Source organism: Streptomyces lichenis (assembly GCF_023218175.1).
Lineage (GTDB): Bacteria > Actinomycetota > Actinomycetes > Streptomycetales > Streptomycetaceae > Streptomyces > Streptomyces lichenis.
Genome location: NZ_JALPTH010000001.1, coordinates 395,834 through 410,381 on the forward strand (window position 1 = coordinate 395,834; position 14,548 = coordinate 410,381).

At 70.0% G+C, this 14,548-nt stretch carries 8 protein-coding genes; 7 read left to right on the forward strand and 1 reads right to left on the reverse strand.

Annotated features, from left to right (window positions below; translation table 11 throughout):
- The first annotated feature begins 237 nt into the window (after positions 1–237).
- Positions 238–3,072, forward strand: a complete 2,835-nt coding sequence (locus tag M1O15_RS01600; RefSeq protein WP_248631309.1) for an aconitate hydratase — start codon at positions 238–240, stop codon at positions 3,070–3,072.
- A 180-nt stretch (positions 3,073–3,252) separates the two neighbouring features.
- Here the strand turns inward: M1O15_RS01600 and M1O15_RS01605 are convergent, their stop codons facing one another.
- Positions 3,253–7,107 (reverse strand): GH92 family glycosyl hydrolase, encoded by a 3,855-nt coding sequence (locus M1O15_RS01605; RefSeq protein ID WP_248631310.1) that lies wholly within the window; start codon positions 7,105–7,107, stop codon positions 3,253–3,255.
- 582 nt (positions 7,108–7,689) lie between these two features.
- Between M1O15_RS01605 and ngcE the strand changes: the two genes are divergently transcribed.
- From ngcE to M1O15_RS01635, 6 genes are all read left to right on the forward strand, one after another.
- On the forward strand, positions 7,690–9,144 hold the full coding sequence (gene ngcE, locus M1O15_RS01610) for an N-acetylglucosamine/diacetylchitobiose ABC transporter substrate-binding protein (protein WP_248631311.1): 1,455 nt from the start codon (positions 7,690–7,692) through the stop codon (positions 9,142–9,144).
- A gap of 107 nt (positions 9,145–9,251) precedes the next feature.
- Positions 9,252–10,172 carry a carbohydrate ABC transporter permease gene (locus tag M1O15_RS01615; RefSeq protein ID WP_248631312.1) on the forward strand — a complete coding sequence of 307 codons (921 nt, stop codon included), beginning with the start codon at positions 9,252–9,254 and terminating at the stop codon, positions 10,170–10,172.
- Positions 10,172–11,113, forward strand: coding sequence for a carbohydrate ABC transporter permease (locus M1O15_RS01620; RefSeq protein WP_248631313.1), 942 nt, complete (start codon positions 10,172–10,174; stop codon positions 11,111–11,113). Before M1O15_RS01615 ends, M1O15_RS01620 begins: the two co-directional genes overlap by 1 nt.
- 227 nt (positions 11,114–11,340) lie before the next feature.
- Positions 11,341–11,844, forward strand: coding sequence for an SRPBCC domain-containing protein (locus M1O15_RS01625; protein ID WP_248631314.1), 504 nt, complete (start codon positions 11,341–11,343; stop codon positions 11,842–11,844).
- A 147-nt stretch (positions 11,845–11,991) separates the two neighbouring features.
- Positions 11,992–13,191 carry an ROK family transcriptional regulator gene (locus M1O15_RS01630; protein WP_248631315.1) on the forward strand — a complete coding sequence of 400 codons (1,200 nt, stop codon included), beginning with the start codon at positions 11,992–11,994 and terminating at the stop codon, positions 13,189–13,191.
- A gap of 121 nt (positions 13,192–13,312) precedes the next feature.
- Positions 13,313–14,416 (forward strand): sugar ABC transporter substrate-binding protein, encoded by a 1,104-nt coding sequence (locus M1O15_RS01635; protein WP_248631316.1) that lies wholly within the window; start codon positions 13,313–13,315, stop codon positions 14,414–14,416.
- The last annotated feature ends 132 nt before the right edge of the window (positions 14,417–14,548 follow it).

A 14,548-nucleotide genomic window follows, 5' to 3' on the forward strand; every position in this document is an offset into this window, starting at 1 on the left:
GTCCGAGGGAGGGCGGGCCGGATGGCGCCGGTCACATGCGTCCGGGCATGACCGCGCCGCGGTCATGTACTAGAGTTATCTCGACATCGAGATATCTGTCGGAAGGCGCACCGCAGCGGCACCGCGGCCACGCCGACCCGGTAAGGGTTACCTAACTAAGTCTTACCTTAGCGGATCGGCGCAGAGTCGTCGCGGCAGGATGCGGTGGGAACGCGCACATTGAAGAAGGAGACTGTCGTGTCCGCGAACAGCTTCGACGCCCGCAGCACGCTGCGCGTGGGCGACGAGTCGTACGAGATCTTCAGGCTGGACAAGGTCGAGGGCTCCGCGCGCCTCCCGTACAGCCTGAAGGTCCTGCTGGAGAACCTGCTCCGCACCGAGGACGGCGCGAACATCACCGCCGACCACATCCGCGCCCTGGGCGAGTGGGACTCGCAGGCCCAGCCCAGCCAGGAGATCCAGTTCACCCCGGCCCGGGTGATCATGCAGGACTTCACCGGTGTCCCCTGCGTGGTGGACCTCGCCACCATGCGCGAGGCCGTCAAGGAGCTCGGCGGCGACCCGGCGAAGATCAATCCGCTCGCCCCGGCCGAGCTGGTCATCGACCACTCCGTCATCGCCGACAAGTTCGGCACCGCCGACGCCTTCGGCCAGAACGTCGAGCTGGAGTACGGCCGCAACAAGGAGCGCTACCAGTTCCTGCGCTGGGGCCAGACCGCGTTCGACGAGTTCAAGGTCGTCCCGCCCGGCACCGGCATCGTCCACCAGGTCAACATCGAGCACCTGGCGCGCACGGTGATGGTGCGCAACGGCCAGGCCTACCCGGACACCCTGGTCGGCACCGACTCGCACACCACCATGGTCAACGGCCTCGGTGTGCTCGGCTGGGGCGTCGGCGGCATCGAGGCCGAGGCCGCCATGCTCGGCCAGCCGGTCTCCATGCTGATCCCGCGCGTCGTCGGCTTCAAGCTGACCGGCGAGCTCAAGCCCGGCACCACCGCCACCGACCTGGTGCTCACCATCACCGAGATGCTGCGCAAGCACGGCGTCGTCGGCAAGTTCGTGGAGTTCTACGGCGAGGGCGTGGCCGCCACCTCGCTCGCCAACCGCGCCACCATCGGCAACATGTCGCCGGAGTTCGGCTCCACCGCCGCCATCTTCCCGATCGACGGCGAGACGCTCAACTACCTCAAGCTCACCGGGCGCAGCGAGCAGCAGGTCGCGCTGGTCGAGGCGTACGCCAAGGAGCAGGGCCTCTGGCTCGACCCGGCCGCCGAGCCGGACTTCTCCGAGAAGCTGGAGCTGGACCTCTCCACCGTCGTCCCCTCCATCGCCGGCCCCAAGCGCCCCCAGGACCGCATCGTCCTGGCCGAGGCAGCCGCGCAGTTCCGCATCGACGTCCTCAACTACGTCGAGGCCGGCGTCACCGGCGGCGACGACCGCCGCCCCGGCGTACCGCAGCAGGAGAAGCCGCACGGCGTGGCCTCCCCGGTGGACGAGGCGAGCTCCGAGTCCTTCCCGGCCTCCGACGCCCCCGCCTACGGCAACGACGACAACGGCTCCGGCGCCCCGCGGACCGGCGGCCAGGCGGTCGACACCAGCCCGTCCAACCCGGTCACCGTCACCGCCCCCGACGGCTCGACCTACGAGCTCGACCACGGCGCGGTCACCGTCGCGGCCATCACCTCCTGCACCAACACCTCCAACCCGTACGTCATGGTCGCCGCCGCGCTGGTGGCCAAGAAGGCGGTGGAGAAGGGCCTGACCCGCAAGCCCTGGGTCAAGACCACCCTGGCCCCCGGCTCCAAGGTCGTCACCGACTACTTCGACAAGGCGGGCCTCACCCCGTACCTCGACAAGGTCGGCTTCAACCTGGTCGGCTACGGCTGCACCACCTGCATCGGCAACTCCGGCCCGCTGCCGGAGGAGGTCTCCCAGGCGGTCAACGACCACGACCTGGCCGTCACCTCGGTGCTCTCCGGCAACCGCAACTTCGAGGGCCGGATCAACCCCGACGTCAAGATGAACTACCTGGCCTCCCCGCCGCTGGTCGTCGCCTACGCGCTGGCCGGCTCGATGAAGGTGGACATCACCCGGGACGCGCTCGGCGTGGACACCGAGGGCAAGCCGGTCCACCTCGCGGACATCTGGCCCACCGAGGCCGAGGTCAACGACGTCGTCGCCAACGCCATCGGCGAGGACATGTTCAACAACTCGTACGCGGACGTCTTCGCGGGCGACGCCCAGTGGCAGGCGCTGTCCATCCCGACGGGCAACACCTTCGAGTGGGACAGCGAGTCCACCTACGTCCGCAAGCCCCCGTACTTCGAGGGCATGGAGATGGAGCCGGCCGCGGTCGTCGACATCAGCGGCGCCCGGGTGCTGGCCAAGCTGGGCGACTCGGTCACCACCGACCACATCTCCCCGGCCGGCGCCATCAAGGCCGACACCCCGGCCGGCACGTACCTCACCGAGCACGGTGTGGAGCGCCGCGACTTCAACAGCTACGGCTCCCGCCGCGGCAACCACGAGGTCATGATCCGCGGCACCTTCGCCAACATCCGCCTGCGCAACCAGATCGCGCCGGGGACGGAAGGCGGCTACACCCGCGACTTCACGCAGGCCGACTCCCCGGTGTCGTTCATCTACGACGCCTCGCGCAACTACATCGAGCAGGACATCCCGCTCGTCGTGCTCGCGGGCAAGGAGTACGGCTCCGGCTCGTCCCGCGACTGGGCCGCCAAGGGCACCGCGCTGCTCGGCGTCAAGGCCGTCATCGCCGAGTCCTACGAGCGCATCCACCGCTCGAACCTCATCGGCATGGGCGTGCTGCCGCTGCAGTACCCGGAGGGCGGCTCCGCCGAGGAGCTGGGTCTGACCGGCGAGGAGACCTTCTCCATCACCGGCGTCACCGAGCTCAACGACGGCACCACCCCCCGTACGGTCAAGGTCACCACCGACACCGGTGTGGAGTTCGACGCGGTCGTCCGCATCGACACCCCCGGCGAGGCGGACTACTACCGCAACGGCGGCATCATGCAGTACGTGCTGCGCAACCTGATCCGCAAGTAGCCGCTCACCGCCCACCGGCCGGGCCCGCCCCGGCCGGTGCAGCGGTGGGACGGGCAGCGGAACGCGGAGGAGCCGCACCCCTGGCGGGGGTGCGGCTCCCTTCGTTCACACGGGTGGCGCGACCAGAACAGCAGGCGGCAGGTGTTCCAGCCGCTGTCGCCGGGTGGTCCTCACGTGGCGCTACGGCCTCGGGGACTCCCTCCCCGCCGGGCCGAGCAGTTCGACCTCCGCCAGCACCGCGGGGCCGTCCGGCACCAGCCGGTAGCGCGGGTAACTCCCCGGCCGGTCCACCGTGAAGACCCGGGTCTGCCGGTCCCAGGCGAAGGACTGGCCGGTCCGGACGTCCAGATCACGCCAGTTCGTCCCGTCCCGGGAGCCCTGGAGCCGCCAGCCGGCCGGGGCCTTCGTCCGGTCCGCCGAGGTCAGGGTGTACTGCACCGCCCGGGTCCCGGCCGCCGGTGCCGGCAGCTCCACCGACTCCACCGAGGCCGAGGTCGCCGAGGTGTCGTCGAACAACTCACCCGCGCCGGCCAGCAGATCCTGCCGGGGCTCCGGCACCCGGTCGTCCTGGGTGATCGACACCGGCGCCGCCTGGGCGCCCGTCCCCCAGGTGGAGGGGCGCGGGCCCATCGCGAAGTCCAGGGTGCCGCCCTTGGCCAGCAGATCGTGGGGGAGCGCGGTGGAGTTCCAGCGCTTGCCGTTGACCTTCAGCCCCTGCACGTAGAGGTTCCGCTCGCTGTTCTTCGGCGCCCGGACCACCAGGGTGCGGCCGTTGTCCATCCGCACGGTCGCCTTGGTGAACAGCGGCGACCCGACCGCGTACTCCCCGCTGCCCATCACCAGCGGGTAGAAGCCCAGCGCCGAGAAGAGCCACCAGGCCGACTGCTCGCCGTTGTCCTCGTCACCGTGGTAGCCCTGGCCGATCTCGCTGCCGGTGTAGAGGCGGGACAGCACCTCGCGCACCTTCTCCTGCGTCTTCCAGGGCTGCGAGGCCGCGTTGTACATGTACGTGGCGTGGTGGGCGACCTGGTTGGAGTGCCCGTACTGGCCCATCCGCACATCCCGGGCCTCGGTCATCTCATGGATGACGCTGCCGTAGGAGCCGGTGAACTCCGGCGAGGCCGTCTCCGGGGTGGCGAAGTAGGTGTCCAGCTTCTCCGCCAGACCCGGGCGTCCGCCGTAGAGGTTGGCCAGGCCCCGGCTGTCCTGCGGGGCGGTGAAGGCGTAGCCCCAGCCGTTGGTCTCGGTGTAGTCGTAGCCCCAGATCCGCGGGTCGTACGAACCGCTGGGCACCCGCCACTTCCCTTGCAGGTCCTTGCCCTGGAAGAAGCCGGCCTCGGAGTCGAAGAGGTGGACGTAGCCCCGGGCGCGGTTGAGGAAGTAGGCCGCCTCCTCCTTGTACCGGGCCTTCCTGGTCTTCTTGTGCAGGGCCTCGGCCATCCTCGCCAGGCCGAAGTCGTTGAGATAGCCCTCCAGCGACCAGGACAGCCCTTCATGGGTGGCGGTGGAGGCGTAGCCCTGGAACGGCGAGGTCGCCATCCCCTTGCGGCCCACCCCCGAGGACGGCGGCACCACGGTCGCGTTCTTCAGCGCCGCCTCGTACGCCGCCTCCGCGTCGAAGTCCACGCCCTTGACGTACGCGTCGGCGAAGGCCACGTCCGAGGAGGTGCCGGTCATCAGGTCCGCGTAGCCGGGCGAGGACCAGCGGGAGATCCAGCCGCCGTCCTTGTACTGCTGGACGAAGCCGTCCACCAGCTCGCCCGCCGCACGCGGGGTGAGGAACGAGTAGGCGGGCCAGGTGGTGCGATAGGTGTCCCAGAAGCCGTTGTTGACGTACACCTTCCCGTCGACGATCTTCGCGCCCGTCTCGGTCGGGGTGTTCTGGCCGGTGGGCGCCGAGAACGGCGAGGCGTACCGGTCCTTTCCGGCCACCTTCTCGAAGCCCGAGTTGGGGTAGAGGTAGAGCCGGTAGAGGTTGGAGTACAGGGTGGTCAGCTGGTCGCGGGTGGCGCCCTCCACGGTGACCCGGCCCAGGATGCGGTCCCAGGCCGACTGCGCCCGCTCCCGGACCCGCTCGAAGCGGGAGCCCTCCGGCAGCTCGGCGGCGAGGTTGGCCTTCGCCTGCTCGACACCGATCAGCGAGGTCGCCATCCGCAGGGTGACCGTGCGGTCCGCGCCCGCGTCGAACCGGAAGTGGCCCTTGACCCCCTCGGCCGCCGAGTCGGTGACCGGCGCGTCGAAGACCCCGTACACGAACATCCTGCTGGCGCCGGTGGACAGCCCGCTCTTCACGTCCGAGTAGCCGGTGAAGGAGGAGGTGGCCGGGTCCAGCGTCAGCCCGCCCTGGGTGGTGACGTTGTCGAAGACCACCGAGGCGTCCGCACCCGGGTAGCGGAAGCGCATCATCGCGGCGTGGTCGGTCGGGGTGACCTCCGCCTTCAGCCCGTTCTCGAACCGCACCCCGTAGTAGTGCGGCTTCGCCGTCTCGTTCTCGTGCCGGAACGGCAGTGCCCGCTTCACCCGGTCCGTCTCCGGCGTCCCCGACTGCGCCGAGGGCAGCAGCTGGAAGGTCTGCCGGTCGCCCATCCACGGGCTCGGCTCATGGCTGGCCGCCAGCGCCTGGACGGTCGGCAGGTTGTCGGCGTTGTTGCCGCGCGCGTACTCGTACAGCCAGCTGGTGGAGGCCGCGTTGGTCACCGGCGTCCAGAAGTTGAAGCCGTGCGGCACCGCCGTCGCCGGGAAGGTGTTGCCCCGCGAGAAGGAGCCGCTGGAGTTGGTGCCGCGCACCGTGGAGGCCCAGTCCGAGGGCCGCCCCGGCCGGTCCACCCGCGGCGCGGGCCGCAGCGCCAGATCGTCGATCCAGCCCTGGAACACCGCGGGGCCCTTCGGCGCGTCGTACGCCACCAGGATCCGGTCCACCCGCTTGCCGGCCGCCACCGAGCCGATCGCCGCGGTCACCTGGTTCCACTGGTTGGCGTACAGCCGCCTGGCCGCCCCCTGCCCCTGCGGCGAGAGCCCGCCGCCGTGGCTGTCCACCGCCCGCAGTCGGCTCAGATACGTCCCGTCGGTGAAGGCGAGGTCCACCGACACCTGGGTGGCCGGGTACTTCAGGTCCGTCTCCGCCATCGCCGGGAAGATCCGGTACGACAGCTCGGTGTCCCGCCGCACCGCCAAGTCCACGTCGAAGACCTTGTTGTACGAGTAGCCGCGGCCCTCGCCGTTGTGCGAACCGGCGTACCGCAGGGCGCGCAGCCCGGTGTAGCCGGCGTTCGACTTGGCGGTGGGGGAGCCGGCCGGGCCGCGGTCCACCCGGCTGCGCATCTCCGACGGCACCGGGGCGTCGGTGTCCCCGTTCGAGAACTGCACATCGGCGAGCTGGACGATCGAGGAGGTGCCGGCGGTGGCGGTGATCTCCAGGCGATAGTGCTGGTACGCGGCCGGGGAGGCGATCTCGTACGGCCTGGTCTCGAAGCGCTTGGCGAACACCTGCTTCTCGCGGGTGTCCAGCACGGTCCAACTGCTGCCGTCCGCCGAGCCCTTGAGCGTCCAGGTCTCCGGGTCGCGCTCGGCGTGGTCGTTGGCCGAGGTCAGCGCGTAGGTGGCGACCCGCACCGGCTCGTCCAGGTCGAACTCCACCCAGGCGGTGGAGGCGAAGGTGAGCCACTTGCTGCCGGGCTGGAGGTCGACCAGGTTCTCCTTGGTCTCCCCGGCGCCGGCGTTCTCACCGCTGGCCCGCAGGGCGGTCACCTTGTCGGTGACATTGCCCGGTATCCCGGTGGAGAAGCCGCCGTCCACGTTCGCCGCGAGCCGGCGGCCGGCGGCGTCCGTCTCCACGGTGTCCCGCCAGTCCGGTTGGCGCTCGTCGGCCTCGAAGGAGGTACGGAACTCGGTGGCCGGCCGATCGGGCCGGGCGGGCAGGGCCAGCGCCGACGAGGGGGCGACGCCGGCGAGCAGCGAAGCGGCCGCCACCAGGGCGGCCGCACGGGCGAGGGGGCGGCGTCTGCCGCGCTTCGGGGGTCCGGGGCGTGTCCGCATCCGTGGGGGCCTCCTGCCGGGGGGCGCATGGACAACGTTGTCAGAGAAGAGCGCGGACACCAGTAGGGGCCAAGTGAAGGGCGGTGTCAAGGGTGTTGACGGCGCGGGGCGGCGCGGGGCGGCCGTTTTCCGGCGGCCCGCCGGCCGTTTCGCGGTGGCGCTGTCTCCGGTGTCCGCCGGTGGCTCTCCGCGGTCCTGCCTCCGGCGCGCGCCGACCGTTGCGTACGGCACCGGTTTCGGCGAAACCCGGCTCAGGTCTCAACTCGGGAAAGGTTGCCGTATCCGGCTGCTTTCGATCTTGCTCCGGCGGCGAGAAGTGGACTATACCTGTCGGCGTCCGGGGAGGTCGCGACGCCTTGGCGGCAAGACCACCGCGCCCACGCCCGGCCGCGTACCACGTCCATCCGGTGCCCCCGCGGCATCCGGCACCGGTGGACACCGTCCAGCACGCGCACCACCCAGCACCACGCACCTGCACGACCCAGCAAACGACCGCGGTGGCGGGGCCCTTCGCCCATGGGGTGAACAGTACGGGCGACCGGTCCACCGCCTTCAGTCCCTGGAGAAGGCGAGGACTTGAGCATGGGAACCACCTCCGCACGACCCGGCCCCGACGGCGGTCTCGGCCGCCGCGACCTCATCAAGCGGTCCGCCGCGATCGGCCTGATCAGCGTCCCCGCGATGGGCCTGCTGACCTCCTGTGCCAGCGGCTCCGGCGGCGGCACCGAGAAGGTCGAGAAGGGCAAGGTCAGCAAGGACAACCCGCTCGGCGTGAACGAGAGCGCCCAGCTGGAGGTCGTCATCTTCGACGGCGGCTTCGGCCAGCAGTACGCCATCGACGCCGAGAAGAAGTACAACGAGAAGTTCCCGAAGGCCCCCAAGGTCAAGCATTCGGCCACCCAGAAGATCCAGTCCACGCTCCAGCCGAAGTTCAACGGCGGCACCCCGCCGGACCTCATCGACAACTCCGGCGCCGAGCAGATGGACATGGGCGTCCTGGTCGGCAAGAAGCAGCTGCTCGACCTCACCCCGCTGATGGACGCCCCCTCCGTCGACGACCCGAACAAGAAGGTGCGCGACACCCTGCGCCCCGGGGTCCTGGAGATGGGCCAGTTCGACGGCGACCCGGTGTGGATCATGTACTACGCGTACACCGTCTACGGGGTCTGGTACTCCAAGACCGCGCTGGAGAAGCTGGACGCGGAGTACCCCGAGACCTGGGACCAGATGCTCGCGCTCTGCGAGAAGGCGAAGAAGCAGGGCATCGCCGGCTGGACGTACCCCGGCAAGTTCCCGTACTACCTGCCGTTCTCGCTCTACCCGTTCATCGCCAAGATCGGCGGCCGCGAGGTCCTGGACGCCATCGACAACCTGGAGCCCAACGCCTGGAAGCACCCGGCCGTCAAGGCCGCCTTCGAGGCGTACTACGAGCTCCAGCAGAAGGGGTACGTCCTCAAGGGCACCCCCGGCATGACCCACATCCAGTCGCAGACCGCCTGGACCAAGGGCAAGGCGCTGTTCATCCCCAACGGCTCCTGGGTGGAGAACGAGGCCGCGGCCACCACGCCCAAGGACTTCGAGATGGCGGTCGCCGCGCCGACCGGTCTGGACTCCTCCGACAAGCTGCCGTTCGGCACCATCTGGGCCTCCGGCGGCGAGCCGTTCATCGTCCCGGCCAAGGCGAAGAACCCCGAGGGCGGCATGGAGCAGCTGCGCCTCATGCTCAGCGAGGCCTCCTCCAAGAACTTCACCCAGCAGGTCAAGTCGCTCACCGCGTTCAACGGCGGCACCGACGGGCTCAGCCTCTCCTCCGCCCTCCAGGCCGGGGTGGACGCCCTGGAGAAGGCCGGCGAGAACGTGGTCAACCCGCGGCTCCAGGACTGGTACGTCAAGCTCCAGAAGGAGCAGATCGGCGTCGCCGGCCTCGGCGAGATGATGGCCGGCCGCGCCACCCCGGCGGAGACCATCAAGAAGATCCAGGGCTACGCCGACGCCGCGGCCAAGGACCCCAACATCAAGCACTACAAGCACCAGTAGGCTCCGGAAGCCGCCGGTGACGGGCCGTCACCGGCGGCTCCCACCGGCGGCAGCACCCACGGCGGCACCAGCGGCTCCACCCGCTCACGAAACGGGGTCGGCAGACCATGCAGCACGGCAAGTACCGGTTCATCGCCGGTTTCCTGGTACTCCCCCTCGGGTTGTACGTCCTCTTCGTCGTCTGGCCGTTCATCCAGTCGATCTACTACTCGTTCACCGACTGGACCGGGCTCAGTCCGGACTTCCGGATGATCGGAGTGGACAACTACACCCGGATGCTGGACGACGCGGTGTTCTGGAAGTCGCTCCAGCACAGCCTGCTGCTGGTCCTGGTGCTGCCGCTGGTGACCCTCGGCCTGGCGCTCTTCTTCGCCTTCATGATCAACGTGGGCGGCCGGCGGCGGAACGCCGTGGTCGCCGGCGTGCGCGGCTCGGCCTTCTACAAGATCGCCTACTTCTTCCCGCAGGTGCTCTCCATCGCGATCGTCGCCCTGCTCTTCCAGTTCGCCTTCAACCCCGACGACGGACTGATCAACGCGACCCTGGAGGCGGTCGGCCTGGACTCGGTCCAGCCGGACTGGCTGGGCGACCCCGGTCTCGCCCTGCCCGTGGTCATGATGGTGCTCATCTGGTCCACGGTCGGCTTCTTCGTGGTGCTGTTCTCCGCCGGGATGGCCTCCATCCCCAAGGAGATCTACGAGGCCGCGCTGCTGGACGGCGCCGGGCGCGCCACCACCTTCTTCCGGGTGACCCTGCCGCTGCTGTGGGACACCGTGCAGTCCGGCTGGGTCTACATGGGCATCCTGGCGCTGGGGGCCGAGTCCTTCGCCGTCGTGCAGATCATGACCGTGGGCCCCGGCGGGCCCGACTACTCGACCACCGTCCTCCCGCTGTACGTCTACCAGGCGGCCTTCCGGGACGGGCAGGCGGCGTACGCGACGACCATCGGCGTCGCCCTCCTCGTGGTCACCCTGGCGTTCGCCGCCATCGTGATGCGGCTGGGCCGGCGCGAGCGGCTGGAGTTCTGATGAAGACCACCGAGACCCCTCCTCCCGCCCCGCTCGACGGCGCCCGGGGCCCGGCCAAGATCGACTCCGGCCCCCGCCCCACCGGACGCGGCCGGGAGGGAGACAAGGGCGGCGGCGAGGGCACCGTCCTCAACGTCTTCTCGCACGGCGTCCTGGTCATCTGGGCGATCATGGTCGTGCTGCCGCTGCTCTGGGCGGTGATGACCTCGTTCAAGACGGACGAGGCCATCCTCTCCTCGCCCTGGTCGCTCCCCGACTCGCTGAACTTCGAGGCCTGGGGCCGGGCCTGGAGCCAGGCCCATATGAGCGAGTACTTCCTGAACACCATCATCGTGGTGGGCGGCTCGCTGATCGGCACCCTGGTGCTCGGCTCGATGGCGGCGTACGTGCTGGCCCGGTTCGAGTTCCCGGGCAACCGCTTCGTCTACTACCTGTTCCTCGGCGGCAACAGCTTCCCGATCATGCTGGCGCTGGTCCCGCTGTTCTACGTGATGAACAACCTGTCCCTGCTCAACACCCTGCACGGGCTGATCCTGGTCTACATCGCGTACTCGCTCCCCTTCACCGTCTTCTTCCTCACCGCCTTCTTCCGCACCCTGCCCAGCTCGGTCGCCGAGGCCGCGCTGATCGACGGCGCCTCGCACGCCCGGACCTTCTTCCAGGTCATGCTGCCGATGGCCCGCCCCGGACTGATCAGCGTCGGCATCTTCAACTTCCTCGGCCAGTGGAACCAGTACATGCTGCCCACCGTGCTCAACACCGAGCCGGACGTGAAGGTGCTCTCCCAGGGCCTGGTGGAGCTGGCCACCAGCCAGGGCTACAAGGGCGACTGGTCCGGCCTCTTCGCCGGCCTGGTGATGGCGATGCTGCCGGTGCTCGGCGCCTACATCGTCTTCCAGCGCCAGGTGGTCTCCGGCCTGACGGCGGGCGCGCTGAAGTAGCGGAGCGGTACGGGGGCCGGCAGACGGTACGGGGAGGGGTACGGGTACGCGGAGGGGGCGCCGCTTCGGCGAGCGGCGCCCCCTCCCCGTACGACCCGGGGCCGGCCTCCCGCGAGCGCGGCCCCGCACCCGCGCGGCCCCGGCCGCCGCGTGCCGGGCCCCGTCCACGCGGGTCGCGGGGTGTCACCGTGTACCCCTCCCACCGCTCCCGGGCTTACCGTGGCGGTATGTACACCACGCGCGTCTCCCGGCGGGTGCGCGCCCCGCGCCGGGCGGTCTACCGGACGCTGCTGGACCCCGAGGCGGTGGCCCGCTGGCGGGTGCCGGACGGGATGAGCTGCGAGGTCCACTCCTTCGACGCCCGGGCCGGCGGGCGGTTCCGGGTGTCGCTGCGGTACGGCGATCCCGCCGCCACCGGCAAGTCCGCCGAGCACACCGACACGTACAGCGGCGTCTTCACCGAGCTGGTGCCCGACGAGCGGGTGGTCGAGGAGCTGGCGTTCGAGACCGCGGCCCCCGCCCTGGCCGGCACCATGCGGCTGACCACCACGCTCACCGAGACCGGCGACGGCTCCACCGAGATCGCGATGGTCCACGAGGGGGTGCCCGACGGGGTGCGGCCCGAGGACAACGAGACCGGGACCCGGATGGCGCTGGACGCCCTGGCCCGGCTGGTGGAGGAGCCCCCGGCAGCCGCCGGGCCCACCGGACCGGCCGCCGGACCCGCCTGACTCACCCCGTACGCCCCTCCCCTTCCCCTTTCTCCCCTCCCGGGGCTCATCGGTGCTTCGTGACCTTCAAGGGCTTGACGGGGACCAACGCAAAACGGTGAGCTTAGAGTTCACATGTTGGAGAGAACGGCAGGAGTGAGCGAGTCGATGGAGACTCCGGGGTCGCAGACGTCTCTGCATCGGGCCAATCTGGAGCGGGTCGTGCGCGCCGTGCGCATGGCCGGTTCCCTCACCCAGGCGGAGATCGCCCGGACCACCGGCCTGTCGGCGGCCACGGTATCCAACATCGTCCGGGAGCTGAAGGACGGGGGGACCGTCGAGGTCACCCCCACCTCGGCGGGCGGCCGCCGGGCCCGCAGCGTCTCCCTGAGCGGGGACGCCGGGGTGGTCATCGGGGTCGACTTCGGCCACACCCATCTGCGGGTCGCGGTGGGCAACCTGGCCCACCAGGTGCTCGCCGAGGAGGCCGAGCCGCTGGATGTGGACGCCTCCTCCGAGGAGGGTTTCGACCGGGCGGAAGCCCTGGTCAAACGGCTGATCCAGACCACCGGCATCAGCCCGGACAAGGTCGTCGGAGTGGGCCTCGGCGTACCCGGCCCGATCGACGTCTCCTCCGGGACGCTGGGCTCCACCTCCATCCTGCCGGGTTGGACCGGGATCAACCCCAGCCAGGAGCTCGGCCGCCGGCTCGGCGTCCCGGTGTACGTGGACAACGACGCCAACCTCGGCGCCCTCGGCGAGCTGGTCTGGGGCGGCGGGCGCGGGGTGCGGGACCTGGCGTACATCAAGGTCGCCAGCGGTGTCGGCGCCGGACTGGTCATCGACGGCCAGATCTACCGGGGCCCGGGCGGCACCGCCGGCGAGATCGGGCACATCACCCTGGACGAGTCCGGGCCGGTCTGCCGCTGCGGCAACCGGGGCTGCCTGGAGACCTTCACCGCCGCCCGGTACGTGCTGCCGCTGCTCCATTCCAGCCACGGCACCGAGCTGACCATGGAGCGGGTGGTGCAGCTGGCCCGCGAGGGCGACCCCGGCTGCCGGCGGGTCATCGGCGACGTGGGGCGGCACATCGGCTCCGGGGTGGCGAACCTCTGCAACCTGCTCAACCCCAGCCGGGTGGTGCTCGGCGGGGACCTCGCCGAGGCCGGTGAACTGGTCCTGGGGCCCATTAGGGAGTCCGTCTCGCGGTACGCCATCCCCAGCGCCGCCCGGCAGCTCTCGCTCGCCCCCGGGGCGCTCGGCGGGCGCGCCGAGGTGCTGGGCGCACTGGCCCTCGTACTGAGCGAGATGGGCGATTCGACCCTTCTGGGCGCCGCTCCGCCCGCCAAGGCCCCCGCGTTCACTTAGATAACGGATGGCACCGTTGTCATCTCGTTGTCAATTTACTCCTTGACGTCGTGCTGACGGCCGAGTTGACTTCCAGCCACCTCGGCCGCAACGTCGCGGCCTCGTCAGGGAGGCAACCCCAATGAACGCATTGACGCGACGCGTCGTCATAGGCACGGCCGCGGTCTCCATGGCCGTGTCCCTGGCCGCCTGCGGCAAGGCCGGCGACGGTGACGGCGGCAGCGGTGACGGCGGCGGCGACAGCAAGACCATCGGTCTGCTGCTGCCCGAGAACAAGACCACCCGCTACGAGACCTTCGACCGCCCGATCATCGAGGCGAAGATCAAGGCGCTGTGCGGGGACTGCGACGTCAAGTACAACAACGCCGCGCAGGACACCGAGACCCAGAAGAAGCAGTTCGACTCGTTGGTCACCCAGGGCGTCAAGGTGATCATCCTGGACTCGGTCGACTACAAGGCCACCAAGTCCTGGGTGACGCAGGCCGAGAAGCAGGGTGTGAAGGTCGTCGCCTACGACCGCCTGGCCGAGGGCCCGATCTCCGCCTATGTCTCCTACGACAACGAGAAGATCGGCCGCCTGCAGGGCGAGGCCCTGGTCAAGGCGCTGGGCGCCAAGGCCAAGGACGCCAATGTCGTCATGATCAACGGTTCGCCGACCGACCCCAACGCCCCGCTGTTCAAGGCCGGCGCGCACAGCGTCCTGGACAAGCAGGTCAAGAAGGTCGTCTACGAGCAGGACATCCCGGACTGGTCCCCGGACGAGGCCAACAAGAAGATGGGCGCCGCCCTCGACTCGCTCGGCAAGAGCGGCTTCCAGGGCGTCTACTCCGCCAACGACGGCATGGCCGGCGGCATCATCACCGCCCTGAAGAAGCAGGGCGTCAAGGTCCCGGTCGGCGGCCAGGACGCCGAGCTGGCGGGCCTGCAGCGGATCCTGGCGGGCGAGCAGTCCTTCACGATCTACAAGCAGATCAAGCCGGAGGCCGAGACCACCGCCGAGATCGCGGTCAAGCTGCTCAAGGGCGAGAAGATCGACGACCTGGTCCCGACCAAGGTCACCAGCCTGACCGGTGAGTTCAAGGACATCCCGGCCAAGCTCTACGACGCGCAGATCGTGACCAAGGAGAACATCGCCTCCACGATCATCGCCGACAAGGTCTACAAGGCGGCCGACATCTGCACCGCCGAGTACAAGGCGGCCTGCGACGCCGCCGGCATCAAGTAGCACCGCCCCCCGTACCGGTCCGGCGCCCGCCCCTCACCACGCCCCGCAGCGCGGGCGGGCGCCGGACTCACGGAAAGCCTCCGGGACCGGACCGGGGCCCCGGTCCGGTCCGACCGGAGCCGGACAGGGCCA